The sequence below is a fragment of the Streptomyces sp. NPDC043726 genome, from assembly GCF_056436565.1.
In genome coordinates this window covers 308,325-329,203 of sequence record NZ_JBWKCI010000011.1, presented here as the reverse complement: position 1 = coordinate 329,203, position 20,879 = coordinate 308,325, and the positions used below count along the sequence as shown (strand labels likewise).

Here is a 20,879-nt window from a genome sequence, read left to right as displayed (position 1 = left end):
GGCATCACTGCACGTGGGTTGATGGTAAAGAATGCGGACCGTAACCGGGATAAATCGCCCTTGGGTTTGAACTGATCACAGCGAGGTCACTAGGGTCTGCCTTCGAACCTTCGATCGGAAGATCACTGAGAAGAAGGAGTTCGCCTCCGTGGCGTCCCACCGTCGACCCAAGCAGCCGAGCCGCGCACGTGTGACCGTGCTGACCACCGCCGCCGCTGCTGCCGTGGCCATCAGCTCGCAGGCGGCCAACGCCGCTCCCAGTGAGAAGCCGAGCAAGGACGAGGTCAAGGCCAAGGTCGACAAGCTCTACGAGGAGGCCGAGCAGGCCACCGAGAAGTACAACGGCGCCAAGGAGAAGCAGGAGAAGCTCCAGAAGGAGATCTCCACGATCCAGGACAACGTCGCGCGCGGTCAGGAAGACCTGAACGAGATGCGCGACTCCATAGGCCTGGCGGCCGCGGCCCAGTACCGCACCGGCTCCATCGACTCCTCGGTCCAGCTGTTCCTCTCCTCGGACCCGGACGACTACCTCGACAAGGCCTCGACGCTCGACCAGTTGAGCAGCCAGCAGGTCGAGTCGCTGAAGAAGATCCAGGACAAGCAGCGCGAACTCGCCCAGGACCGCGCCGAGGCCACCGAGAAGCTCAAGGACCTCGCCTCCACCCGGACCGAACTGGGCAAGAAGAAGACGGAAGTCCAGGACAAGCTCGCCGAGGCGCAGAAGCTCCTGAACTCCCTGACCGCCGCCGAGAAGGCCGCCCTCGCCGCCGAGGAGGACCGCGCCAGCCGCTCCTCCGCCGACCGCGTCGACCTCGGCGACGCCGCGCAGGGCTCCGGCCGGGCCATGGCCGCCTTCCAGGCCGCCCAGAGCAAGATCGGCTCGCCTTACGTCTACGGCGCCTCCGGCCCCTCCTCCTTCGACTGCTCGGGCCTGACCTCCTGGGCGTTCGCCCAGGCCGGCGTCGGCATCCCGCGCACCTCGCAGGCCCAGGCCAGCTACGGCACGCGCATCTACAGCCAGTCCGACCTCAAGGTCGGCGACCTGGTCATCTTCTACGGCGACCTGCACCACGTCGGCTTCTACGCGGGCAACGGCCAGGTGCTGCACGCCCCGCGCACCGGCGCGGTCGTCCGCTACGAGTCGATCAACAACATGCCGTACCAGTTCGGCGTCCGGATCTGATCACCCTCAAGATCACGACACCGTGCCGCCCGAACGGGCGAATCGCGTCGACCTGAACTGACCCCACGCCCCGCCCATGACCTGCGTCTGTGGCGGGGCGTCACGTTGCGTGGCCACGGCGGTCGTTGGTCGGTGCCCCGTCGTGTGGTTACTGTCTGCCGCGTTTCCCCCTCGCGGGGAAAAGTCCTGTCCGCCAGCGGAAGGGGTGCGGCTTCTCGTGGGGTCTCATCGTCGCCTTGTACCGTCCGGGTTCGACCGGGGCGCGAGCGCAGCGCTCTGTGTCATGTCAGCAGCGGCCGCCGTCCTCGGGGTCGTACCGGCCTCCGCCGCGCCGCACGACGACACCCGGGCCGAGGTGGACCGCCTCTACGAGGAGGCCGAGCAGGCCACCGAGGCCTACAACAAGGCCGACGAGCGCGCCGACGGCCTGCGCGAGCAGGTGGGCGACGCGCGGGACCGGATCGCCCGGCAGCAGGAGCGCATCAACTCCCTGCGGGAGACGCTCGGTTCGCTGGCCGGGGCGCAGTACCGCTCCGGCGGGCTCGACCCGTCCCTGGCGCTGCTGTTCTCCGACGACCCGGACGACTACCTCGACAAGGCGGCCGCCCTCGACCGGATCACCGCGCACCAGGCGGGCGAGCTGAAGGACCTCCAGGACGCGATGCGCGAACTCGCCCAGGAGCGCGCCGAGGCCACCCGCAAGCTCAGTGAGCTGGAGAAGAGCCGCAAGGCCGTCGCCGCCCACAAGCGGACGGTGGAGGGCAAGCTCGCCAAGGCCCGGGAGCTGCTCAACTCCCTGCCGTCCGCCGAGCGGGCCGCCTACGACCGGGCCTCCCGCTCGGGCCGCTCCGACATGCCCGAGCTCGGGGGTGCCGCCCCGGCCTCGGGCCGCGCCGGCGCCGCGATGGCCGCCGCCCGCTCCGCCCTCGGCAAGCCCTACGTCTGGGGCGCGAACGGCCCCAGCGGCTTCGACTGTTCGGGCCTGATGCAGTGGTCGTACGCGCAGGCCGGGGTCGCCCTCCCGCGCACCTCCCAGGGCCAGCGCTTCGCCGGACGCCAGGTACCCCTCTCCCAGGCCCAGCCCGGCGACCTGGTCACCTACCGCTCCGACGCCTCCCACGTCGGGATGTACGTGGGCAACGGCCAGGTGATCCACGCGCCCTACCCGGGGGCGCCGGTGCGCTACGACCCGGTGGGGATGATGCCGGGGGCGACGGTCACGAGGGTCTGACGCGCGGCCCGGACGGGTCGCGTGGCGCTGTGTCCCGGTGGCCGTGGTGCGGCAGTGGCGGTCGCCCGGGGTCCGTCGGCGCGGCCCGGGGCCGATGGTCGTCCGGTGCCGACCGGGGTCTGACCTTCGCGCGCTGATCGCCGTACGATCACCGCATGGCTGGTCGACGGCGGGCGTCCGGGTCGGGTGCGGTGGTGGCGCTGTGTCTGCTGCTCGTCTCGCTCGTCGCGTGCGGCGGGCGTCCTCCCGTCGACGGGGTCCAGGAGTCGGTGCAGCGGGTGCTCGACCGGCGGGCCGAGGCGATCGTCGAGCGCGACGCGTCGGCCTTCGTACGGACGGGCGCGCGGCGCGGGTTCGACGATCTGCATGCGGTGCCCTTCGAGGAGTGGGCCTACCGTGTCACCGGCGTCCGGCGCACCGGGGACACCGCCACCGCCGAGGCCGAACTGCGGTACCGCGTCAAGGGCCACGACCGGGCCCCGGTCACCGCCGCCCGCACGCTGAAGCTCAGTCTGGACGCGGCGGGGGAGTGGTACGTCGAGTCCGAGCGGCCCGCGAAGAAGGCGGCCGAGCAACTCTGGGACCAGGGCCGGGTGGACGCGGTCCGGGGCGAGCGCAGCCTCGTGCTCGGGGTCGGACAGCCCGCCGACCGGCTGCGCTCCTTCGCCGAACTGGCCGACCGCGCGGTGCCCTCGGTGACCCAGGCGTGGGGCACCGAGTGGCCGCGCCGGATCGTCGTGCTCGTACCGGAGTCGCTGGAGGGGATGGCCGGGCTGCTCGGCTCGCCCGCCTCCTCGTACCGCGGGATCGCGGCGGTCACCACCGGTGAGACCGGCGCCCCCGCCGAGGCGCCCGCGGACCGGATCATCCTCAACCCGGTCGCGTACGGCGTCCTCGGGCAGAGCGGCAAGCAGGTCGTGCTCACCCACGAGGCCACCCACGTCGCCACCCGGGCCCACACCAGCGCCGCCACCCCGCTGTGGCTCTCCGAGGGCTACGCCGACTGGGTCGGCTACCTCGGTTCGGGCCGCACGCCCTCCGAAGCCGCGCCCGAACTGTGGCGGGCGGTGACCCAGGGCCGGGTCCCGGCGGGGCTGCCGACCGACGAGGACTTCGGGTTCACCGGCGCCGCGGCCGGGCTCGCGCAGGCCTACGAGAGCGGCTGGATGGCCTGCCGGATGATCGCGGACCGCTGGGGCGAGGTACGGCTCGGCGAGTTCTACCGGGCCGTCGGCGCGCACGAGAAACGGCCGGGCGCGGTCGAGGACGCGATGGAAAAAGTCCTCGGCACGACGGTGGAGGACTTCACCTGGCAGTGGCGGGACTATCTGCGCGGTCAGTTCACCTGAGCCCGCGTCGGCGCGTGGCGCCGCCCGACGCGGGCGGTCCGCCTGAGCCCGCGCCGGCGCGCGGCGCCCGGCGCGGTCACTTCGACCCCTCCAGCACCTCGATCGCCTCCGCCAGCCACGCCCGCTCCGCCGCCCCCGTCGCCCGTGCCACCCGCAGCATCCCCTGCCGGAACAGATCGCCGGCCTCCTCCGCGCGCACCGGTTCGCCCTCGCGGTAGAAGAAGCTCGACGGTGTCTCCAGGAAATCCAGCCGGCGGCGGAGCACGGCGGCCTGCTCGGCCGGCTCGGGCAGGTGCCGCAGGAACGCCAGCAGGGTGTTGAAGCGGACCTGGTCGGTGATCTCCGTCTGCTTGGGGTGGCGCAGGCGTTCCAGCAGGTCGGCGCGGCCCTCCTCGGTCAGCGACAGCGTCCGGCGAGGGGCGGCGCTCACGCCGGGCTCGGTGCGCTGGTCGAGCAGGCCGGACCTGGTGAGCCGGGTGATCGCCGGGTAGAGGGCGCCGTCGCTGACCGGCCGGACATGGCCGCTGAGCGCGGTGATGCGCTCCTTCAACTCGTAGCCGTGCAGTGGCTGTTCGGCCAGGAAACCGAGGATCGACAGCTCCAGCACCGGTTCCTCCTTGCGGGTGTCGTGCGCGCCATGCTACCTCTAACCGAGCTACCTCGAATCGAGGTAGTCAGTCGCGGCAGGCTCAGGGGGACCCGTGAACACCCATCGCAGGCAGCTCATCGCGCTCGCCCACCCCGTCTACTTCTCCCTCCTGGCCTCCGTCGCCGCCGGGATCATCAACACCGTCTGGGTCTCCCGGCTGGGCGGCCCGGCCGTCGCCGCCGTGGCCGTGGCGACCAACACCGAGAACGTGCTGCTCGGCGTCGCGCTGGTCTTCGGCTCCGGTACGACCGTGCTGGTCGCGCACGCCAGGGGCGCCCGCGACCCGGTGGCGCTGCGGGCCGCCGTACGCGGCGGCTGGGCGCTGTACGCCCTGGTCACACCCGTCGTCGTCCTGGCCGGTCTGCCGCTGCGGGAGCCCCTGGCCCGGCTGGTCCTCGGCGGCGAAGGCCCGGCGGTGCCGCTCGCCGCCGCCTACTTCGCGATCTCCCTGCCCGGCATCGCCGTCTTCTTCGCGCAGACCCTGCTCGACGGCATCCTCAAGGGCGCCGGCGACACCCGCACCCCGCTGCGCCTCGCCCTGCTCGCCAACGGCCTGATCCTCGTCGTGGACCCCTTCGCGATCCACGTCCACGGCGTCCAGGGCGCCGCCGCCTCCACGGTCCTGTGCCGTGCGGTGGCCCTGGGCGTGGGACTGCTCGCCCTGCGCCGCAACGAGCTGCTGCGGTCGGGCGCACGCGTCCGGACCGGGGCCTCCCCGCGCCGGACGCTCGCCATCGGGCTGCCCATGGCCGCCGACTTCACCGTGCGCCAGGGCGGTGCCCTGGTCCTGGTCGCGATCGTGGCCCGGCTCGGGGTGACGGCGGTGGCCGCCTACTCGATCGCCTACAAGGTCCTGTACCTGGCCACGATGGCCTTCTACGCCGTGCGCCAGGCCGCCGCCATCCACACCGCCCACAGCCTCGGTGCCGGGCGGGACGAGCGGCGGGCCATCGGGCGGCAGGCGGTGCTGGTGTCCGGGGCGGTGGGGCTCGCGGCGGCCGTGCTGCTCGCGGTGACCGCGCCCTGGGTCATGGCCGCCTTCGGTGCCGGGCCGGAGGTCGCCGGCGAAGGCGTGCTCTTCCTGCGCTGCGTCGGGCCCTATCTCGTGCTCATGGCCTGCTGCATCGCGCTCGGCGGGGTCTTCGAGGGCGGTGGGGGAGCGCCGGCGCTGCTGCGGGTGACCCTCGTCGGTACGGCCGTACAGCTGCCGTTGGCCCATGGGCTGTCCGGGCTGGGGCTGCCGGGGCTGTGTCTGGCGCTGGGGCTCGCGATGGCGCTGCAGGGCGCCCTGCTGCTGCGCCGGGTCCGTCAGGAGGGGAGGGAGGTCTCCCTGGCGCGGGTGGGCTGAGACGGGACGGGAGCGGGGGCGGGGGCGGTCACCGTGGAGCGCCACAGGGCCCGGGCGGCCAGCACCGTGGCCAGGACCAGCAGGCCGTTGCGGAGGACGAGCAGGGTGATCCCCAGGCCGTCGCTCGCCACCACGTGCGCGAACCAGACCGGGAACTCCAGCACCGTCACCAGCGAAGCCGCCAGCACCAGCACGACCGGCACGCCCATCCGGCTCCCCCGGAAGCACCAGCACACCGCCGCCAGGCCGACCAGCCACACCATGTACTGCGGGCTGATCACCCGGCTGGTGGACGTGAACATCAGCACCGCCACGAAGGCCGCGTCCGCCAGGGTGTGCGGGAGGAATCGGTTCGCCTTGAACCGCCACAGCAGCAGCCAGCCGAAGGCGACCCCGGTCAGCACCAGCGCGGCCGTGCTGACGACGTCCACGTACGGGCCGAGGAACTCCACCGACCCGTAGTTCAGCAGCACCTGTCCGTCCCAGCCGAAGTGCCGGGCCACGTGGAAGACCAGGGCGCCGAGCGACTCCACCTCCGTGCCGCGGTCCCGCTGGAAGGTCAGGAACGCGAACGCCCCCGGCATCGCCAGCCAGAACAGCGCCGCCACCAGACCCGCGGTCACCGCCGCCGACGCCCAGGCCGAGCGGCGCCGGGCCGCCACCAGCAGCAGCACCGGCCACACCTTCAGCAGCGCGGCGAACGCCGTCAGCGCCCCCATCACCCGGGGGTGCCGGGCGCCCGCGAGCAGCGCGGCCACCGCCACCGCGGTCACCATCACGTCGTACCGGGCGTACACGGTCGGCCCGAGCAGCGGTACGCCCACGGCCCAGACCCAGGCCCCGCGCAGGCGCCGGCCAGGACGCAGGCCCGTGTAGACCAGCAGGGCGAGGACGGCGACGTCGGCGGCGAAGGCCAGCACGAAGAAGGCGGAGGCGTAGTCCAGGTAGAACAGCAGCGCGGGGGAGAGGATCGCGAGGGCCGCGGCGGGCGGGTACTGCCAGGTGACGTCGTCCTGCGGGAACGTTCCGGTGCGCAGCACCTCGTACCAGCCCTGGTAGATCACCGACACGTCGGTGGTGACGTCCGGGCCGGGGAAGACGTACACCCTGAACACGAAGAGGAGCAGGAACACCCTGGTCAGGGCCCAGATGCCGAGCAGGCCCGCCAGGGACCGCCGTGTGCCCGTCGTCTCCACTGGTTCCCTGCCGTTCGTGTGCGCCCCGGTGTCTGCCTTGAGGGGAACATGATGTCCCGGGAAGCTGTGGGTCGGCCACCGGCACGGCCGTGACGTGCTGTGGGCGGTGCTCCGATAAGGTCGGCCGCGATGCACAAGACGCTCATCGTGACCAACGACTTCCCGCCCCGCCCCGGCGGCATCCAGGCCTTCCTGCACAACATGGCGCTACGGCTGGATCCGGAGCGGCTGGTCGTCTACGCCTCCACCTGGAAGCGGAGCCGGGAGGGCATCGAGGCCACGGCGGCCTTCGACGCCGAGCAGCCCTTCACCGTGGTCCGCGACTCCACGACGATGCTGCTGCCCACGCCGGGGGCGACCCGGCGGGCGGTCGGACTGCTGCGCGAGCACGGCTGTACTTCGGTGTGGTTCGGGGCGGCGGCCCCGCTCGGGCTCATGGCTCCCGCACTGCGCGCGGCCGGTGCCGAGCGGCTGGTCGCCACGACCCACGGGCACGAGGCCGGCTGGGCCCAGCTGCCCGCCTCCCGGCAGCTGCTGCGCCGGATCGGGGAGTCGACGGACACGATCACCTATCTCGGCGAGTACACGCGCTCGCGGATCGCGACCGCGCTGTCGGCCGAGGCCGCCTCCCGGATGGTTCAGCTGCCGCCGGGCGTCGACGAGAAGACCTTCCACCCCGGCTCCGGCGGCCCCGAGGTGCGGGCCCGGCTCGGCCTGACCGACCGCCCGGTGGTCGTCTGCGTCTCCCGGCTGGTCCCGCGCAAGGGCCAGGACACGCTGATCCTCGCCATGCCCCGGATCCTGGCGAAGGAGCCGGACGCGGTCCTGCTGATCGTCGGCGGCGGGCCGTACGAGAAGGAGCTGCGGCGCCTGGCCCACGAGACCCGGGTGGCCGACTCGGTGCACTTCACCGGCGCGGTCCCCTGGTCCGAGCTGCCCGCCCACTACGGCGCCGGCGACGTCTTCGCCATGCCCTGCCGCACCCGGCGGCGCGGCCTGGACGTGGAGGGCCTCGGCATCGTCTACCTGGAGGCCTCGGCGACGGGTCTGCCGGTCGTCGCGGGCGACTCGGGCGGCGCGCCCGACGCGGTCCTGGACGGCGAGACCGGCTGGGTGGTGCGGGGCGGTTCGCCGGAGCAGGCGGCCGACCGGATCACCGCCCTCCTGGGCGACCCCGAGCTGCGCCGCCGGATGGGGGAGCGGGGCCGGGAGTGGGTCGAGGAGAAGTGGCGCTGGGACCTGCTGGCGGAGAAGTTGAAAACGCTGCTGTAAAGCATGCTCGTGGTCTAGGCGGAAGCCAATAATCCGCCCATTCTCCGGACATGACAGCAAAACTGATGCAGCGTCAGCTGACGAGACGTCACATCCTGGGCATGGTGGCCCTGCAGACCGCCGCCGCGTCCGGTCTCACCCGCATCGGTCTCCAGTCGGCGTCGGCCGCAGAACCCGCCGCCGTGGACAACGCCCCCGCCATCGTCGTCGGTTCGGGGTACGGCAGTTCCGTCGCCGCCCTGCGCCTCGGCCAGGCGGGGATCCGTACGATCGTGATCGAGATGGGCCGGCTGTGGAACACGGCCGGCCCCGACGGAAAGGTCTTCTGCTCCACCACCGCCCCGGACCAGCGCTCCATGTGGTTCCGCACCCGCACCGAGGCCCCGCTGGCCACCTTCCTGTGGCTGGACGTCGTCAACAAGGACATCAGCCCCTACCCCGGCGTCCTGGACCGCGTGCACTTCGCGAACATCTCGGTGTTCGTGGGCCGCGGCGTCGGCGGCGGCTCCCTGGTCAACGGGGGCATGGCCGTCACCCCGCTCAAGTCGTACTTCGAGGAGCAGTTCCCCTCCGTCGACGCCAACGAGATGTACGCCACCTACTACCCCCGGGCCCGCTCCATGCTCGGGGTCAACAGCATCGACCCGGCCTGGTTCGAGTCCACCGAGTGGTACCGCTACACCCGGATCTCCCGCAAGCACGCCGCCAACGCCGGACTGCGGACCACCTTCGTGCCGAACGTCTACGACTTCGGCCACATGCAGCGCGAGGCGGCCGGCACCGCGCCCAGGTCGGCGCTCGCCGGTGAGGTGATGTACGGCAACAACCAGGGCAAACGCAGCCTGGACAAGTCGTACCTGGCCGCCGCGCTCGGCACCGGGAACGTCACGATCCACACCCTGGAGCGGGTGGCCTCGATCAGGCGGGCCGGGGACGGGACGTACCTGCTCACCACCCAGCGGATCGACGAGACCGGCGCGGTCGTCGGGACCAAGGAGTACAACTGCACGTACCTCTTCCTCGGCGGCGGCAGCCTCGGCACCACCGAACTGCTGCTGCGGGCGCGGGAGACGGGCGCGCTGCCCGCGCTCGACGCGAGCGTCGGCACCGGCTGGGGCACCAACGGCAACGTGATGCTCGGGCGGGCCAACCACCTGTGGGACACGGTCGGGGTGAACCAGTCCACGATGCCGGTGATGGGCATCGACGACTGGGCGAACACCGCCAACCCGGTGTTCGCCGAGATCGCCCCGCTGCCGACCGGCCTGGAGAACTGGGTGAGCCTCTATCTGGCGATCACCAAGAACCAGGAACGGGCGTCGTTCTCCCTCTCGGGCGGCTCGCTGGCGCTGAACTGGACGGCGGCACAGAGCGCGGTCTCGTCCGCCATGGCCAAGAAGCTGTTCGACCGGATCAACCGGGCCAACGCCACGATCTACCGGTACGACCTGTTCGGCTCGCCCAGCCGGGCCTTCGCCGACAACTTCACGTACCACCCGCTGGGCGGCTGCGTGCTCGGCCGGGCGACCGACAACTACGGTCGGGTGAAGGGGTATTCGAAGCTGTACGTCACCGACGGCTCGCTCGTGCCCGGGTCGCTCGGCGTGAACCCGTTCGTCACGATCACCGCGCTCGCCGAACGCACGATGGCGCGGGTCCTCGTGGAGGACACCGCGCCATAGCGTCGTACGGCGTGACTACTTCGCGTAGATCGCCTCGATCTCCTGCGCGAAGTCCTTCGCCACCACGTTCCGCTTGAGCTTCAGCGAGGGCGTCAGGTGGCCCGACTCCTCCGTGAACTGGGAGGACAGAATGCGGAACTTCCGCACCGATTCCGCCTTGGACACCGCGGCGTTGCCGTCGTCGATCGCCGACTGGATGGCCGCCATCAGGTCCGCGTCCTCGTGCAGCGACGCCGCGGTGGCACCCGCGGGCTTGCCGTGCTCGGCGGCCCAGCGACCCAGGAACTCCTCGTCGATGGTGACCAGCGCGCCCACGAACGGCCGCCCGTCGCCCACCACCATGCACTCCGCGACCAGCGCGTGCGCCCGGATCCGGTCCTCGATCACGGCCGGGGCGACGTTCTTGCCGCCCGCGGTGACGATGATCTCCTTCTTGCGGCCGGTGATCCTCAGGTAGCCGTCCTCGTCGAGGGTGCCGATGTCACCGGAGTGGAACCAGCCGTCGGCCAGCGCCTCCTCGGTTGCGCCCGGGTTGTTCCAGTACTCCTTGAAGATGTGCTCGCCGTGCAGCAGCACCTCGCCGTCGTCGGCGATGCGCACCACCGAGCCGGGCAGCGGCTGGCCGACCGTGCCGATCTTCTGCCGGTCCCAGGGGTTGAAGGCGGTGGCCGCGCAGGTCTCGGTCAGGCCGTAGCCCTCCAGGACCGTGAAGCCGATGCCGCGGAAGAAGTGACCGAGGCGCTCGCCGAGCGGGGCGCCGCCGGAGATGGCGAACTCGCCCCGGCCGCCGAGGACCGCGCGCAGCTTGCCGAAGACGAGCTTGTCGAAGACCTTGTGCTTGATCCGCAGGCCCACCGACGGGCCGGACGGGGTGTCCAGGGCCTTGCTGTAGGCGATGGCCGTGTCCGCCGCCTTGTCGAAGATCTTGCCCTTGCCGTCCGCCTGCGCCTTGGCGCGCGCCGAGTTGTAGACCTTCTCGAAGACGCGCGGCACACCGAGGATCAGCGTCGGCCGGAACTCGGCCAGCTCGTCGGTGAGGTTCTTGATGTCGGGCAGACAGCCCAGTTTGATCGGCGCGATCATCGGGGCGATCTGCACCAGACGACCGAAGACGTGCGCGAGCGGCAGGAACAGCAGCACCGAGCACTCGCCGGTACGGAACAGCGGGCGCAGCCGCTCGACGATGTTGCCGCACTCGGCGAAGAAGTTGCGGTGGGTGAGCACACAGCCCTTGGGGCGGCCGGTCGTGCCGGAGGTGTAGACGATCGTCGCCGCGTCGTCGGCCTTCGCCAGCGAGCTGCGCTCGTCGACCGTCTTGTCGCTGATGTCCTGGCCGAGCCGGCCCAGCTCCTCGATACCGCCGGCCTCGATCTGCCAGACGTGCTTGAGGGCGGGCAGCCGGTCGCGCACCGACTCCACGGCGGCCGTGTGGTTGTCCAGCTCGGTCAGCACCGCGGTCGCGCCCGAGTCGCCGAGGATCCACTGCACCTGCTCGGGGGAGCTGGTCTCGTACACCGGCACGGTGACCGCGCCCGCGGACCAGATCGCGAAGTCCAGCAGGGTCCACTCGTAGCGGGTGCGCGACATCAGGGCGATCCGGTCGCCCGGCTGCACTCCGGCCGCGATGAGCCCCTTCGCGGCCGCGCGCACCTCGGCGAGGAAGGCGGTGGCCGTCACGTCCTGCCACGCCCCGCCGACCTTGCGGGCGATGACGGCGACGTCGGGATGCTGCGCGGCGTTTCTGCGGACGATGTCGGTCAGATTGCCGTCCGCAGGGACCTCGTACATGGCCGGAAGGCTGAACTCGCGCAAGACTGCTGCTCCTCATAGGGCGCCGGCGCCACGACGTTGTGTGATGCGACGGTCCGGTCCAAGGCTCGGGCAGGTACTCAGGAACCTCGGTGGTTGAAATCCTGAGCACGACTGGACTGCCCGGACGTTACCCGCCGGTATGGCTTCTTCGACAGGGGGGCCCGGCGAGATGTTCGCTGCGTCACACAGATCGGTACTGCATGAATGGGTGGTTCTGCGCGCACAGTAGTCGACGCGTTTGACGACTAGCCAGTAACCGCAGGTCCGGCCGCCACTGTTCACGCATGCCGCACACGCTTACGCTTGATCGCCATGGCATCCACACCAGCCGGCGGCAGCAGGACACGCGTTCACGTGGTCAGCGACGTACACGGCAACGTCCGGGACCTGGCCGGCGCCGGTGACGGCGCGGACGCCCTGATCTGCCTGGGTGACCTGGTCCTCTTCCTCGACTACGCCGACCACTCCCGCGGCATCTTCCCGGACCTCTTCGGCGCGGAGAACGCCGACCGCATCGTCGAACTGCGCACCGCCCGCCGCTACGACGAGGCCCGCGAGTTCGGCGCCCGGCTGTGGGCCGGGATCGGCGCGGACCGCGGCGCGGTGATCGAGAAGGCGGTACGCAAGCAGTACGCCGAGATGTTCGCGGTGTTTCCCACGCCGACGTACGCGACGTACGGCAATGTCGACATGCCGCCTTTGTGGCCCGAGTACGCGGGACCGGGCACCACCGTGCTCGACGGGGAGCGGGTGGAGATCGGCGGCTGGACCTTCGGCTTCGTCGGCGGCGGCCTGCGCACGCCCATGCGCACGCCGTACGAGATCAGCGACGAGGAATACGCGGCGAAGATCGAGGCGGTCGGCGAGGTGGACGTGCTCTGCACCCACATCCCCCCGGAGGTGCCGGAACTCGTCTACGACACGGTCGCGCGCCGCTTCGAGCGGGGCAGCGAGGCGCTGCTCGCCGCGATCCGGCGCACCAAGCCGCGGTACTCGCTCTTCGGCCATGTCCATCAGCCGCTGGTGCGCCGGATGCGGATCGGCTCCACGGAGTGCGTGAACGTGGGGCACTTCGCCGGGAGCGGGAAGCCGTGGGCGCTGGAGTTCGGCGGGTCGGGTGCGCGGTAGCCTTCACGCTGCACACACGTGCGCATGAGCACGTGCGCATGAGAAAGACCTACCGGACCGCATCTGGAGGAGCCACGGCGATGGCGGAACACACCAGCTCGAGCATCACGATCGAGGCGGCACCGGCCGACGTCATGGAGGTGATCGCCGACTTCGCCCGCTACCCGGACTGGACCGGCGAGGTGAAGCAGGCGGAGGTCCTTCAGTCGGATCCCCAGGGGCGGGCCGAGCAGGTGCGGCTCGTGATGGACGCGGGTGCGATCAAGGACGACCAGGTGCTGGCGTACACCTGGACCGGGGAGCACGAGGTGTCCTGGACCCTGGTGAAGTCCCAGATGCTGCGGTCGCTGGACGGGTCGTACATCCTCAAGCCGGCCGGAGCGGGGTCGACCGAGGTCACGTACGTGCTGACGGTCGACGTCAAGATCCCGATGCTCGGGATGATCAAGCGGAAGGCCGAGAAGGTCATCATCGACCGGGCGCTGGCCGGGCTGAAGAAGCGGGTCGAGGCAGGATCCAAGTAACCGGTGGGCAGCCGGGTGTCCGTTACCGTTCACCCTCATGCGCACCATCCTGATCACCGGCCCTGGCGGTGGCGGTCGTACGACCGTCGCCGCCGCCACCGCGCTGCGTGCCGCCCGTGCGGGCAGCCGGACCCTTCTGCTCAGCGGTGACCCGGCCGACACCGTCGGCGCGGTGCTCGGGACGCAGGCCGAACCGAATCTCACCGTCCGCTGTCCCGACGCCGCCGCCGGATTCCGGGACGATCTCGCCGCCTTCCAGGAACGCGCCACCGCCGCCCTCGATCTCCTCGGTGCCTCCCGGCTGGACCCCGAGGAGGTCACCCCTCTTCCGGGCGCCGAGGAGCTGACCCTGCTCCGGGCCCTGCGCGACACCGCCCTCTCCGAGCGGCACGACCTTCTCGTCGTCGATCTCCCGGCCACCCCGCACGCCCTCGCCCTGCTCGCCCTGCCCGAGGAACTGCGCCGGTACCTGCGCCGGCTGCTGCCCCCGGAGCGGCAGGCCGCCCGGGCACTGCGGCCCATGCTCGGGCGGCTGGCCGGGGTCCCGATGCCCGCCGAGTGGCTGTACGAGACCGCCGCCCGCTGGGACGTCGAGCTGGCCGCCGTCGAAGCCGTCGTCGCCGACAAGCGCACCGCCGTCCGGCTCGTCGCCGAGCCCGGCCCGGCCGGCGCCGACGCCGTACGGGCCGCGACCCTCGCCCTCGCCCTGCGCGGACTGCGCCCCGACGTCCTGATCGCCAACCGCGCCGTACCGGAGGACTGGCCCGCCGGCGTCGTCGCCCAGCAGCGCAAGACCCTGGAGGAGTGGCGGGAGTCGTACGACGTCCAGGTCGTCCCGCACCTCGGACACGACCCGCGCGGGGCCGACGACCTGGAGGCCCTGGACGTCCCCGTCAACCCCACCGCCTCCACGGTCGAGTGGCCCGTCACCGACAGCCTCGCCGACGACGGGGTGCTGGTGTGGCACATCCCGCTGCCCGGCGCCATACGCGACGATCTCGACCTGGTCCGGCGCGGTGACGAACTCGTCCTCACCGCCGGGCCGTTCCGCCGTATCGTCCCGCTGCCGTCCGCCCTGCGCCGGTGTACCGTCGACGGCGCCGCGCTGCGCGAGGGCGAGCTGCGCGTCCGGTTCGCCCCCGACCCCAAGCTGTGGCCCGGGACCCGGTGAAGCCGGTACGCCCGTTCGGGTAACGTCGTAAGGACGAAACGTAGTCAGGAGTCCGTCATGAGCGAAGAGCTCCAGCCGTCCGGAGACGACGGGCAGGAGGCGCTCGACGAGGTGCGGGCGAGTGACGCCGACGCGTGGGCGACGGCGTGCGCCGAGGATCTCGCCGCGGAGCAGGCCCGCCGCCGGGCCGAGTACGGCCCGCCGCCCGGCTCGGCCGCCGAGGAACTGCGCAAACTCGTCGACGCCGTCAGCGACAAGCTGTCCTCGCTCAACTCCCCGCTGCTCGGCGCGGTCGCCGGACCCGCCGCCCAGCAGGTGGTCAAGCAGGTCGTGGAGCAGGCCAAGGCCGCCGTCGAGCCCGTCATCGAGCGCAACCCGGACGTCTTCGACCACCTCGCGGCGGCCGGGAACGAACTCCTCGCCGCCTACCGCTCGGCCGTGCAGGCCCAGGAGCGCCGCTGGACCGCCCCCCGGGACCCCGACGGGGACGAGGGTGCCGGTCCGGGGGAACGCATCGACTTGGATTAAAGCCCCCTCGGGTACGGTTGGCCGTAGCGGGGCTCGACCGAAACTGAGGGATTCATGGGACTCACCATCGGCGTCGACATCGGCGGCACGAAGATCGCGGCCGGCGTGGTCGACGAGGAAGGCAACATCCTCTCGACCCACAAGGTGCCGACCCCGGGTACGCCCGAGGGCATCGTGGACGCCATCGCCTCCGCCGTGGAAGGGGCGCGCGCCGGACACGAGATCGTCGGCGTGGGCATCGGTGCCGCCGGTTACGTCAACCGCCAGCGCTCGACGGTCTACTTCGCGCCGAACATCGACTGGCGCCAGGAGCCGCTGAAGGAGGCGGTCGAGGGCCGCGTGGGTCTCCCGGTCGTCGTGGAGAACGACGCCAACGCCGCGGCCTGGGGCGAGTACAAGTTCGGCGCCGGCAAGGGCCACCGCAACGTCATCTGCATCACGCTCGGCACCGGCCTCGGCGGCGGCATCATCATCGGCAACAAGCTGCGCCGCGGTCACTTCGGCGTCGCCGCCGAGTTCGGCCACATCCGCATGGTCCCGGACGGCCTGCTCTGCGGCTGCGGCTCGCAGGGCTGCTGGGAGCAGTACGCGTCGGGGCGGGCGCTCGTGCGGTACGCCAAGCAGCGGGCCAACGCCACCCCGGAGAACGCCGAGGTCCTGCTCGGCCTCGGCGACGGCACCCCGGACGGCATCGAGGGCAAGCACATCTCCATGGCCGCCCGGCAGGGCGACCTGGTCGCCGTCGACTCCTACCGCGAGCTGGCCCGCTGGGCCGGCGCGGGTCTCGCCGACCTCGCCTCGCTCTTCGACCCGTCCGCCTTCATCGTCGGCGGCGGTCTGTCGGACGAGGGCGAGCTGGTCCTCGACCCGATCCGCAAGTCCTACAAGCGCTGGCTGGTGGGCGGCAACTGGCGCCCGGTCGCCGACGTGATCGCCGCCCAGCTGGGCAACAAGGCGGGCCTGGTGGGCGCGGCGGACCTGGCGCGGGAACCCGACCCGATCATGTAACTCCTGGACGGGGCGCGAGGCGTACAGCCCTCGCGCCCCGCCTTGTTGGGCGTACATTGATCGGCATGTCCGACGGTTCAGCCCTCGTCCGAGTCCTGAGCTACAACATCCGCTCGATGCGCGACGACACGGCGGCACTCGCCCGCGTCATCCGCGCCTGCGCTCCCGACCTCGTCCTCGTCCAGGAAGCGCCCCGCTTCTTCCGCTGGCGCAAGAAACTGGCCCGCCTGGCCAGGGCGTCGGATCTCGTGATCCTCAGCGGCGGAGCCACCGCCGCGGGCCCCGCCGTCCTGTGCGGCCTCCGCGCCACCGTCGAGCGCACCGAGGACGTCCTGCTCCCCCTCACCCCCGGCCTGCATCGCCGCGGCTTCGCGACGGCGGTCGTGCGCTTCGGTCCCGCCCGCGTGGGCGTCCTGAGCTGCCATCTCAGCCTCCAGAAGGAGGAGCGGTACGAGCAGGGCGGCATGCTCCTGGACCGCCTCGCCGGGATGGGCGTGGAGCACGCCGTGGCGGGCGGTGACCTCAACGAAGGCCCCGCCGGACGCACCTTCGCCCTGCTGTCCGACACGCTCCAGGACTGCTGGGCCACCGCCCCCGACGGCGGCGAGCACACCTGGACGCGGTCCGAGCCCCACAGCCGTATCGACGCGATCTTCGCCACCAAGGGCATCGAGGTCGTGAGCTGCGGAGTCCCGCTGGACCGGCCCGGCGTCACCGAGCACGACCTGAGGGCGGCCACGGACCATCTCCCGGTCCTGGCCACCCTCAGAATCCCCGCGTCCTAGCTACGGCCGCTGCTTCGCCCTGTCGACCACCGCCCAGCTGTCGAGGTACGAGAGCTGGGTGTACGTCTTCATGGCCGCGCCGTCGCCCGAGGTGCGCGTGTCACGGAAGCCGAGGAACTCGTACGTCCTCGGGTCGAAGATGAAGTAGCCGCCGAATCCCGACGCCCCTTCCGGAAGCGTCGGGTCGTCGTACGTGACGGCCACGCCCGTGCGCCCCTTGGCGTCCTGCTGGTTCGGGACGGCCTTCACCCCGGGCACCATCCCCAGCGCTTCGTACGCCGCCGGGCGCAGCCCCTTTGGCATCACCGGCACCAGTTTCAGCAGTCCGGCGAGGCTGAAGTGGATGTGCGACCACTCCTGGTCGGTGAGGTCGTCCAGCGAGCCGCCCTCCCCGCTCATGCCGACGTCCCGCCCGATCGTGAGGATCAGCTGTTCGGGATCGGTCGGCAGCTTCTCGAGCGTGCCCCAGTCCTGGGGCGGCCACATGCTCTCGCCCTCCCCGAGCGGCTGCGACCACCAGCCCCTGCCGATCTCCATGATCCAGGACGCCTTCGTGCCGTCCACCGAGCGCCAGTTCTCGTCGACGTAGCTCTTCGTGGTCCCGGTCTTCTGCTCGGTCTCCTTGATGATCTCCTTGGTGTAGAGGAACTGGTCGTCCCGCGGGGTCACCGCCCGCTCGTGCTCGCGCTCGTAGGCGGCGGCTCCGTTCAGCACGGTCCGCGCGCTGACGTTGCGCATGGCGGGTGCGCTGGTGGCGGGCGGCTGGGCCGTACGGTCCGTGCCCGCACCGTCGTCGTCCCGTACGGCGACCAGGGTGCCGGCGGCGATCACGGCCGCGAGCGTGCCGGTCAGGGCGATGCGCAGGGCGGGGCGCTGGGCGCGGCGCGGCCGTACGACCGGGGCCGGGCCGTTCATCGCGGCGAACAGGCGTACCCGCACCCGTCGACGGGTCTCGTCGTCGAGCGGGGGGACCCCCGCGTCGAAGTCCCGCAGTGCGCGCAGTTCGCGCGCTTCGTCGATGTCACGCATGGGCGTCTGCCTCTCGGAAAGCTGTCGGATCGGATCCGCCCAGTGCTTCGCGCAATCTGCTGCGAGCCCGGTGCAGCCGGGATCTGACCGTTCCGACGGGCACCCCGAGGGCCTGGGCCGCCTCCTCGTAGTCGAGGCCGGCCCAGGCCACCAGCAGCACGACGTCGCGGTGCCGGGCGGAGAGCCCGGCCAGCGCGGCCGCCAGTTCCCGGCGCACCCCCGTGGCACCGGCCCTGTTCACCGCCCTCTCCGCGACCGGTTCGTCGTGCTCGACCGGTTCCGGCAGTCGCGCGAACGCCTTGAACCGGCGCGCCTCGGCCCGGCGGTGCCGGCCCACGAGGTTGGTCGCGATGCCGAACAGCCAGGGGCGGGCGTCGTCCCGCCCCGGGTCGTAGGTGTGGCGCCGCTGGAAGGCGGTGATGAAGGTCTCCGCCGTCAGATCCTCCGCCGCCTCGGGACCGAGCCGCCGGGCCGCGTAACGGTGCACGGCGTCGGCGTACCGGTCGTAGAGCGCGGCGAACCGCTCGGGCTCGTCCCGGGACCGTGCGATCACGCGGGCATCGCTCTCCTCGCGATCCTCGACGGTCATCGGGGCTCCTCTCGTTCGTCTGAACGCCTCGAAGGCTTGGGCTTGTTCGGGTTGTTCACCTGTCCTTCGCCGGCCGGCCGGATCGAGTTCCGTTTTCGCGCGCACGCGGAAGGGCCCGCCCGGAACCTGTCCGGGCGGGCCCTCGGTCACATGTGATCAGACGACCGCGCCGCGCCCCGGGTCGTCGTCCTCGTCGTCCGTGCGCATCCGCATCACCAGCGTGGCGAAGCCGCCGAGGAAGCCGCCGATGCCCAGCGTCGTCAGCCACCAGGTCATGTCCCAGCTCAGCACGACCGCCAGCAGCAGCAGTATCGGACCGCCCACGACCGCCAGCCAGGCGAACTTCGCGGTGGTGTCGGCCGCGGGCAGCGGCGGCGGCTCCGGCGGGACGAAGTGACCCTCGTCGTCCTCGTCGAAGTCGTCCTCCGTCGGCTCCGGCGCGGTGTAGTCGCGCGGGCCGACGCCGGGCGCGAAGGTGACCGAGCCGCCCAGCGGCTTGGCCGGCTGCTTCTCCTCCGGCTCGTCGTCGTTGGTCTCGGCCTCCAGCAGCGCCAGGTCCTCCACGGACTTGAACGGCTTGGCGCCCGGCGGGTCCTCCGGCTCGGCGCCGTACCCGGCGACGATGGCCGCCCAGGCGGCGTCCTCGTCGAAACGGGCGCCCTGGTCGTCCGGCTCGCGATCCTCGCGGTCGGAGTCGTGCTCAGCCACCTACGGCCGTCCCTTCCTTGCCGAGACCGGATGCGAGCCGACTCATGAAAGCGTGGCTCTCCTGGAAGATCCGGTCCGCGTCATGGTCCAACGTCGCCACGTGGTAGCTCTGTTCCAGCACGATCTCCCGCACGTCGACCGACGAGACGCGGCTGAGCACGCGCGCCGAGTCGGCCGGCGGCACCACATGGTCCTGGAGGCTGTGCAGGAGCAGCAGGGGCTGGGTGACCTGCGGAAGCTCTCCGTCGACCTGCCGGAAGAAGTTCCGCAGCGAGTGCGCCGCGTGCAGGGGCACCCGGGTGTAGCCCAGCTCCTCGACGCCCTCCTTCGCGATGTCGCTGGTGATGCCCGCGGTCGTACGGACGAGGTGCCGGGCCACCGGCAGGGCGTGCGCGGCCAAGCCGTGCACCTTGTTGGCGGGGTTCACCACGACCACGCCGTCGACCGCCGCGCCGTGCTTCGCCGCCAGCCGGAGCGCCAGGGCGCCGCCCATGGACAGACCGGCCACGAACAGGTGGGTGGAGCGCTCCCGCAGTGCGCGCAGCTCGCGGTCCACCTCCGCGTACCAGTCCTGCCAGGCGGTGAGCTGGAGGTCCTCCCAGCGGGTGCCGTGCCCGGGCAGCAGCGGCAGCGAGACGGTCAGACCGCGCTCGGCGAGATACTCCGCCCAGGGGCGCAGCGACTGCGGGGAACCGGTGAAGCCGTGGCAGAGGAGTACGGAGATCTCCCCGCCCTCATGGCGGTACGGCTCGGCTCCAGGAAGGACCGGCACCTTCGGTCTCCTGTTCATGAGGTCGGTTGCAGGTACTTCACCGTACGCGACCGCACTGACACCGACCAGGGTCGTCGGACTCTTTGACGGCGCTCCGGGTTAAGGTCTGATCGACAGACACAGGAGGCACTCGGTTGTTGTACGGCGCGATGAAGGTATCCATCGGGGGGCCGCTGAAGCTCGCCTTCAGGCCCTGGGTGGAAGGCCTGGAGAACATCCCCACCGAGGGCCCCGCGATCCTGGCGAGCAACCACCTCTCCTTCTCGGACTCGTTCTTCCTGCCTGCGGTCCTGGACCGGAAGGTCACGTTCATCGCGAAGGCGGAGTACTTCACGACCCCGGGCCTCAAGGGCCGGCTGACGGCCGCGTTCTTCAAGGGCGTCGGCCAGCTCCCCGTGGACCGCTCCGGTGCGCGCGGCGCGGGCGAGGCCGCCATCAAGAGCGGCATAGACGTCCTGGAGCGCGGTGAGCTGTTCGGGATCTACCCGGAGGGCACGCGCTCGCCCGACGGCCGGCTCTACCGGGGCAAGCCCGGCGGCCTCGCGCGCGTGGCGCTCGCCACCGGGGCGCCGGTCATCCCCGTCGCCATGATCGACACCGAGAAGATCCAGCCGCCGGGCAAGGTAATGCCCAAGCTGATGCGTCCGGGCATCCGGATCGGCAAGCCGCTGGACTTCAGCCGGTACCAGGGCATGGAGCACGACCGCTTCGTCCTGCGCGCGGTGACCGACGAGGTCATGTACGAGATCATGCAGCTCTCCGGCCAGGAGTACGTCGACATCTACGCCACCGCCGCCAAGCGCCAGATCGCGGACGCGGCGAAGGCCGAGAAGGAAGCGGAGAAGGCGGCCAAGGCCGCCCTCGCCAAGGCCGACCAGGATCAGGCGGACAAGGAGAAGTCCGAGTCCTAGACGC

The 20,879-nt window shown here is 71.6% G+C and carries 20 protein-coding genes; 13 read left to right on the top strand and 7 right to left on the bottom strand.

Annotation, left to right across the window (positions count from 1 at the left end):
- Nucleotides 1-148 precede the first annotated feature (148 nt).
- The 3 genes from AC068Z_RS30970 to AC068Z_RS30960 all read left to right on the top strand — a co-directional run bounded on the left by AC068Z_RS30970 (nucleotide 149) and on the right by AC068Z_RS30960 (nucleotide 3,763).
- Nucleotides 149-1,183, top strand: coding sequence for a C40 family peptidase (locus AC068Z_RS30970; RefSeq protein WP_478562926.1), 1,035 nt, complete (start codon nucleotides 149-151; stop codon nucleotides 1,181-1,183).
- A 217-nt stretch (nucleotides 1,184-1,400) separates the two neighbouring features.
- Entirely contained in the window at nucleotides 1,401-2,414 is a 1,014-nt protein-coding gene (locus tag AC068Z_RS30965; RefSeq protein ID WP_478562923.1) for a C40 family peptidase, read from the top strand.
- Nucleotides 2,415-2,569: 155 nt separating this feature from the next.
- The gene (locus AC068Z_RS30960) at nucleotides 2,570-3,763 is read left to right on the top strand and encodes a hypothetical protein (protein WP_478562920.1); all 1,194 of its coding nucleotides are present in this window, start codon (nucleotides 2,570-2,572) and stop codon (nucleotides 3,761-3,763) included.
- 76 nt (nucleotides 3,764-3,839) lie between these two features.
- Here AC068Z_RS30960 and AC068Z_RS30955 read toward each other — a convergent pair whose 3' ends face one another.
- Nucleotides 3,840-4,370, bottom strand: a complete 531-nt coding sequence (locus tag AC068Z_RS30955; protein ID WP_478562917.1) for a PadR family transcriptional regulator — start codon at nucleotides 4,368-4,370, stop codon at nucleotides 3,840-3,842.
- Between the two features lie 94 nt (nucleotides 4,371-4,464).
- On the opposite strand from AC068Z_RS30955, the gene AC068Z_RS30950 reads away from it, so the two are divergent.
- Nucleotides 4,465-5,760, top strand: coding sequence for an MATE family efflux transporter (locus AC068Z_RS30950; protein WP_478562914.1), 1,296 nt, complete (start codon nucleotides 4,465-4,467; stop codon nucleotides 5,758-5,760).
- On the opposite strand, the gene AC068Z_RS30945 is transcribed toward AC068Z_RS30950, so the two are convergent.
- Entirely contained in the window at nucleotides 5,721-6,956 is a 1,236-nt protein-coding gene (locus tag AC068Z_RS30945; RefSeq protein ID WP_478562911.1) for a glycosyltransferase 87 family protein, read from the bottom strand. The genes AC068Z_RS30950 and AC068Z_RS30945 overlap by 40 nt on opposite strands.
- Before the next feature lie 129 nt (nucleotides 6,957-7,085).
- Between AC068Z_RS30945 and AC068Z_RS30940 the strand changes: the two genes are divergently transcribed.
- Entirely contained in the window at nucleotides 7,086-8,228 is a 1,143-nt protein-coding gene (locus AC068Z_RS30940; protein ID WP_478562908.1) for a glycosyltransferase family 4 protein, read from the top strand.
- Between the two features lie 50 nt (nucleotides 8,229-8,278).
- On the top strand, nucleotides 8,279-9,910 hold the full coding sequence (locus tag AC068Z_RS30935; RefSeq protein WP_478562905.1) for a GMC oxidoreductase: 1,632 nt from the start codon (nucleotides 8,279-8,281) through the stop codon (nucleotides 9,908-9,910).
- 15 nt (nucleotides 9,911-9,925) lie between these two features.
- Here the strand turns inward: AC068Z_RS30935 and AC068Z_RS30930 are convergent, their stop codons facing one another.
- Nucleotides 9,926-11,722 (bottom strand): AMP-dependent synthetase/ligase, encoded by a 1,797-nt coding sequence (locus tag AC068Z_RS30930; RefSeq protein ID WP_478562902.1) that lies wholly within the window; start codon nucleotides 11,720-11,722, stop codon nucleotides 9,926-9,928.
- 312 nt (nucleotides 11,723-12,034) lie between these two features.
- On the opposite strand from AC068Z_RS30930, the gene AC068Z_RS30925 reads away from it, so the two are divergent.
- From AC068Z_RS30925 to AC068Z_RS30900, 6 genes are all read left to right on the top strand, one after another.
- On the top strand, nucleotides 12,035-12,850 hold the full coding sequence (locus tag AC068Z_RS30925) for a metallophosphoesterase family protein (RefSeq protein WP_478562899.1): 816 nt from the start codon (nucleotides 12,035-12,037) through the stop codon (nucleotides 12,848-12,850).
- An 80-nt stretch (nucleotides 12,851-12,930) separates the two neighbouring features.
- Nucleotides 12,931-13,374 carry an SRPBCC family protein gene (locus tag AC068Z_RS30920; protein ID WP_451731121.1) on the top strand — a complete coding sequence of 148 codons (444 nt, stop codon included), beginning with the start codon at nucleotides 12,931-12,933 and terminating at the stop codon, nucleotides 13,372-13,374.
- Nucleotides 13,375-13,411: 37 nt separating this feature from the next.
- Nucleotides 13,412-14,545, top strand: a complete 1,134-nt coding sequence (locus tag AC068Z_RS30915; RefSeq protein WP_478562896.1) for an ArsA family ATPase — start codon at nucleotides 13,412-13,414, stop codon at nucleotides 14,543-14,545.
- 57 nt (nucleotides 14,546-14,602) lie between these two features.
- Entirely contained in the window at nucleotides 14,603-15,073 is a 471-nt protein-coding gene (locus AC068Z_RS30910; protein ID WP_478562893.1) for a DUF5304 domain-containing protein, read from the top strand.
- Between the two features lie 54 nt (nucleotides 15,074-15,127).
- Nucleotides 15,128-16,081, top strand: coding sequence for an ROK family glucokinase (locus tag AC068Z_RS30905; RefSeq protein WP_478562890.1), 954 nt, complete (start codon nucleotides 15,128-15,130; stop codon nucleotides 16,079-16,081).
- A 65-nt stretch (nucleotides 16,082-16,146) separates the two neighbouring features.
- On the top strand, nucleotides 16,147-16,866 hold the full coding sequence (locus AC068Z_RS30900) for an endonuclease/exonuclease/phosphatase family protein (protein ID WP_478562887.1): 720 nt from the start codon (nucleotides 16,147-16,149) through the stop codon (nucleotides 16,864-16,866).
- Here AC068Z_RS30900 and AC068Z_RS30895 read toward each other — a convergent pair whose 3' ends face one another.
- The 4 genes from AC068Z_RS30895 to AC068Z_RS30880 all read right to left on the bottom strand — a co-directional run bounded on the left by AC068Z_RS30895 (nucleotide 16,867) and on the right by AC068Z_RS30880 (nucleotide 19,964).
- Nucleotides 16,867-17,895, bottom strand: coding sequence for a CU044_5270 family protein (locus tag AC068Z_RS30895; protein WP_478562884.1), 1,029 nt, complete (start codon nucleotides 17,893-17,895; stop codon nucleotides 16,867-16,869).
- Nucleotides 17,888-18,484, bottom strand: a complete 597-nt coding sequence (locus AC068Z_RS30890; protein ID WP_478562881.1) for an RNA polymerase sigma factor — start codon at nucleotides 18,482-18,484, stop codon at nucleotides 17,888-17,890. Before AC068Z_RS30890 ends, AC068Z_RS30895 begins: the two co-directional genes overlap by 8 nt.
- 156 nt (nucleotides 18,485-18,640) lie before the next feature.
- On the bottom strand, nucleotides 18,641-19,192 hold the full coding sequence (locus AC068Z_RS30885) for a hypothetical protein (protein WP_478562878.1): 552 nt from the start codon (nucleotides 19,190-19,192) through the stop codon (nucleotides 18,641-18,643).
- Complete coding sequence (locus tag AC068Z_RS30880) at nucleotides 19,185-19,964, bottom strand: alpha/beta hydrolase (RefSeq protein ID WP_478562875.1); 780 nt, start codon at nucleotides 19,962-19,964, stop codon at nucleotides 19,185-19,187. Before AC068Z_RS30880 ends, AC068Z_RS30885 begins: the two co-directional genes overlap by 8 nt.
- 149 nt (nucleotides 19,965-20,113) lie before the next feature.
- Here AC068Z_RS30880 and AC068Z_RS30875 point away from each other — a divergent pair, with 149 nt between their 5' ends.
- A complete protein-coding gene (locus AC068Z_RS30875; RefSeq protein ID WP_478562873.1) occupies nucleotides 20,114-20,875 on the top strand; it encodes a lysophospholipid acyltransferase family protein in 762 nt (253 codons plus the stop codon).
- Nucleotides 20,876-20,879: the final 4 nt, after the last annotated feature.

Bases quoted from the DNA above. Each gene is read 5' to 3' on its own strand.
- AC068Z_RS30900 (WP_478562887.1), top strand. From the start codon at position 16,147: ATGTCCGACGGTTCAGCCCTCGTCCGAGTCCTGAGCTACAACATCCGC.
- AC068Z_RS30920 (WP_451731121.1), top strand. From the start codon at position 12,931: ATGGCGGAACACACCAGCTCGAGCATCACGATCGAGGCGGCACCGGCC.
- AC068Z_RS30910 (WP_478562893.1), top strand. From the start codon at position 14,603: ATGAGCGAAGAGCTCCAGCCGTCCGGAGACGACGGGCAGGAGGCGCTC.
- AC068Z_RS30935 (WP_478562905.1), top strand. From the start codon at position 8,279: ATGACAGCAAAACTGATGCAGCGTCAGCTGACGAGACGTCACATCCTG.
- AC068Z_RS30890 (WP_478562881.1), bottom strand. From the start codon at position 18,484: ATGACCGTCGAGGATCGCGAGGAGAGCGATGCCCGCGTGATCGCACGG.
- AC068Z_RS30925 (WP_478562899.1), top strand. From the start codon at position 12,035: ATGGCATCCACACCAGCCGGCGGCAGCAGGACACGCGTTCACGTGGTC.
- AC068Z_RS30960 (WP_478562920.1), top strand. From the start codon at position 2,570: ATGGCTGGTCGACGGCGGGCGTCCGGGTCGGGTGCGGTGGTGGCGCTG.
- AC068Z_RS30915 (WP_478562896.1), top strand. From the start codon at position 13,412: ATGCGCACCATCCTGATCACCGGCCCTGGCGGTGGCGGTCGTACGACC.
- AC068Z_RS30875 (WP_478562873.1), top strand. From the start codon at position 20,114: ATGAAGGTATCCATCGGGGGGCCGCTGAAGCTCGCCTTCAGGCCCTGG.
- AC068Z_RS30905 (WP_478562890.1), top strand. From the start codon at position 15,128: ATGGGACTCACCATCGGCGTCGACATCGGCGGCACGAAGATCGCGGCC.
- AC068Z_RS30895 (WP_478562884.1), bottom strand. From the start codon at position 17,895: ATGCGTGACATCGACGAAGCGCGCGAACTGCGCGCACTGCGGGACTTC.
- AC068Z_RS30940 (WP_478562908.1), top strand. From the start codon at position 7,086: ATGCACAAGACGCTCATCGTGACCAACGACTTCCCGCCCCGCCCCGGC.